At 65.0% G+C, this 3,857-nt stretch carries 2 protein-coding genes; one reads left to right on the forward strand and one right to left on the reverse strand.

Annotation, left to right across the window (positions count from 1 at the left end):
• Positions 1–3,644, reverse strand: a 3,644-nt coding sequence (locus ELR45_RS16655; RefSeq protein WP_165367847.1) for a DUF7927 domain-containing protein, incomplete at its 3' end; no start/stop codon positions are given.
• Here ELR45_RS16655 and ELR45_RS38115 point away from each other — a divergent pair.
• The coding region (locus ELR45_RS38115; protein ID WP_205856730.1) for a hypothetical protein at positions 3,634–3,857 on the forward strand (224 nt) is incomplete at its 3' end. The genes ELR45_RS16655 and ELR45_RS38115 overlap by 11 nt on opposite strands.

The raw sequence follows: 3,857 nt of genomic DNA on the forward strand, positions 1-3,857 counted from the left end.
TTCTCTAGATCGCCGGTCCAGGTCAGGTTCGGCTCGTCGTATGACACCTCACCCTGAGACGCCTCCGCGTCATCGTTCCACTCGGCGTCGTCGAGAACCGCCGACAGATCATCTTCGATCCGTGCGTTCTCGATGGCGCCCTCGCCGCGCTGGACGATCTCCACGTTGTACGTGACCACGTCGCCGGTCTGAACAGTCGAGCCTGGTGCCGGGTCCGAGGTCTTGGAGTAGTCGTACCAGCCGACGATAATAGGCGGCGGCTCGCATGGGTTCTCCTCTCCCTCAACCGATGCAGGGCATCCGGGCGACCACACCGAGTTGTCGATGATGGTGTCGCCGTCCGCCTCGAGGCCCTCGATGTCCTTGACGGTCACCGAGTAGGTGATGGTCGCGACCTCACCGACCGGGATCTCGCCCTCCCAGGACAGGACCCCGTCCTCGACGGTCGCCTCGCCGATGTCGGCGTCGACGTCGTCGTTGTAGACCGCGTCGTCCAGCACGTCGGCCAGGTCATCCCTGAACACCGCACCAGCCGGCACGTCACCTTCCTGCGTGACCTCGACCATGTACGTGACCACGTCACCCGGCGCCACAGTCGATCCTGGTTCCGGATCCGAGGTCTTCTCCACCGAGTAATCGGTGACGATCAGCACGGCCGAGGTGCGCATTACCAGCTCGGTGTGCTCGGCCCGAGCCTGCGCCCGGTTCACGAACACGTCCTGCGCCTGCGCGCCCTCCGTGGTGATGACCACCTGGAAGGAGAACGTGTCACCGGATTCCAGCTCGCCACCGATCACGCGGATGGCGGTCGGGTTGTCCGGCCGGTCCGTGGTCCACCCGACGGTGTTCCCGTCCGGGTCACCACGCGTGCCGTTGGATTCATCGTCCGGGTCATCAGACAGCGTCTCCGGGTCGGCATCGGTGTAGTACACCGTCCCGCCTTCCGGAGTGACCACCTCGTCCAGCGTGTACGTGCCGGAGTACGAGGTCCCGCGCCCGTCCCCGTTGTACGGCAGGATGTCGATGGTGTCAGTGAACGACTGCGAGATCGGGTCGTTCGACTCGATCTCCACCGTCCACGAACCCTGGCCCACACCATCACCGTCGATGTTCGGGATGTACTCCACATCCGACGTCTTCAGGATCATTGTGTAGCCGTTGGCGGTGGTCGTCACCGTCTCGTCGACCTCGGCCGAGTCCTCACCGGCCAGGCTTGAGTAGGCCGTGTTCGTCAGTGTCGTGCCCGGCTCGATGCTCGAGTCCGCCACCGCCTGGTAGGTCAGCTCATGATCGACGTTCGTCTCCACACCGTCCAGTGTCCAGGTCAACACCTGACGACCCTGAGCATCCGTGGTCACCACCGGCTCGGGATCAGCCGACTCCGGCTCGTAGGTCATGCCCACCGGCAACGTGTCAACGATCTCGTATCCGTCCACCGTGTCGGGGATCAACCCGGATCCGGTCGCCGAGTATGTCAGCGTGAAGTCGGCCGGCACGCCCGGTGTTACCGTCGCCTCGGCTGCTTCTTTCTCGATGTGCGGGTCGGCGAGCACGATCCGCACGATGTCTCGGCGTCCGTTGGTGTGCTCGTAGCGAGAGCCAGGCGTCGGGGTGATGACGCCGCCGCGTCCCGGGCCGACCCAGTTCCCGTTGCGCAACGCCGAGCCGAACGTCCACACATCCTGACCCGCCGGCACGTCGTCGTTGATCTTCACCCGAGCCTGGAGCTGGAAGCCGGCCCAGTCTTCGTCGGCGTACAGCGAGTGGTCGTAGACGATTCGGATCGCCGTGACGTCTGCTGGGTCCGCCGGGGCATCCGTGGACCAGCCTCCGACGCCGCAGTCGAACGTATCCGGGTCACCGACGCCGCCCGTGTAGTACTGGATCGCAGGCGGGTTGTCGAGCGTGTAGGGTCCGCCTGGATTTTCCTGACCAGCGGCGGGATAGCCACGTACCTGCGAGGCGAAGCGGTCGCGGTCGGGATCGGGGACGAAGTCCTGGTACGTCACGTACGCCGTATCAAGCACGACGCAGTTGCCCCATTGGCTGTCAGGGTCCGCGTTGATGGCTCCACCGGTGTTGTTGGCGACCGCCGTCAACGTGGTGCCAGCCGGAACCCGATAGGAGTCGTCCCAGTGTGTTCCGCCCGAGCCGGTGTAGGCGCGAACCCACGCCGCGGCCCAACCACCAGGCAACGTGTACGCCTTGTTGGTCCGGTTGTTGCCGGGCAGGTCGTCGTACTCCTGCCCGGTGGGCGCCTCATACGTCGGCGCTTCCGACGTGAGGCGGATCGAACCAGCCTCACTGGTGTGCACCCGGAACCACACCGTGCCGCTGGCCACATAATCCCAGTTGGGCGGCAACAGATTGCCTTGCGAGTCCAGCTCGGGCACATCGGCGAGGTCGTAGTTGATCCCCTCGAGAGTGAGATCGAAAACACCTGGTTGACCGTCGACCGGACTCAGCTTGCACTTCTCGACGAAGTTCGTGTGTCGATCGTTCTCAGGGACCGAGGAGAACGGATGCCCTTCGGCGCCGTTGCCTGCGCCGAAGTCGTAGCTGGTGCAGCCTTCCTTGCCGTGGTTGTCGGGCTGCCCTCGGTCGCTCGGGTGGAAGCCGACCTCCACGCGCTGCGGCTGGTTGTTCACGTCCGTCGCCGCGACGTTCAGCCGGTAGGTGATCGCGTCAGTCGGGCCTGGGTCGGAGCCCTTACCCAACCGCACGGACCACTCGAGATCGACATCGACATAGGTGGGGTCGAAGATGTCGTCCCACTGCTCGTAGTTGGTGACCCCATTCCACTGGATGTCCATGAGGAACGGGTTGACGATCTCGATCGGGTCGAGCTCCACGGTCTCGTCGCCGGGGGACGTGCCGTCCAGCACGATCTCCTCCCCGGTGTTACCGTTCGCCACGACCGGCGTCTGTACCACGAGCGCCGTACCCATGTCGACGGTGCCGAAGTTACAGGTGAGCTCCATGCCGTCGTCGGAGATGCTCGACGCCGGGTCCACACCATCGGTCAGACACAGGTCCGGAATCTCATCGAAGAACGCCTTGTCCACCGTGAACGTCGCCACGACGTTATCCACCGGGTCATTACTCGGCGGCTCCTCATCGTCGTTGACGTTCACTCGCCACTCGGCCACCACTGGGGTGCCCCGGGTGATCGTGGCCGGCGGGTCAATCCATTGACCGGTGATCTCGTACACCGGCGTCGACGCCGCCCTGAGATCAGCGCTGGGTTCGGCGTCCTTGGTGTCGTCCGCGGAGTCCTGAGCACCGTTCTTCTCAGCGGGACCGTCACGCGACTGCTCCGTAGACGCCGCGTCCTCGGACGCCTTGTCTTCCGATGGCTCCTCGGCAGCGTCCTTCTCCGAGGCAGGCTCGTCCCCCGTGTCCTCCTCAGAGACGGCGTCGTCCTGGGCCTCCGGGTCGGACGCATCCAGCTCAGATGTCTCAGTCTCTGGGGCTGCCTCGCCCTCGGCCTGCTCCTCGGACGCCTCAAGCTCCGAATCAGCCGACTCGTTCACCTCGGCATCGTCCGGCTCCGCCGTGGCAGACACAGTCGACTCGACCGTCTCTGGCGTCTGTGATGCCCACGCGGGCGCAGCGCTCATCAGCAAGGTGCTGATGAGCGCCATCACGAGAGTGAACGCCGATGTTCTCCGCCATGGAACCGCCAAGGCACGTGACCTGCGGCTCTCCGGCGTCCCTACCCTGCCGTACATTCATTTCCCCATTCATGTCGGCTATGACGTTGTCTTCAAGAACCTCGGCCGACGAGGTTCCACGCCCCCCGAGAGCTCCCCGGTGTCCACGTGCCGCCCAGTGCACCGACCCCGCCGGCGCGACAG

The sequence above is a fragment of the Phytoactinopolyspora endophytica genome, from assembly GCF_004138495.1.
GTDB classification, from domain to species: Bacteria; Actinomycetota; Actinomycetes; order Jiangellales; family Jiangellaceae; genus Phytoactinopolyspora; species Phytoactinopolyspora endophytica.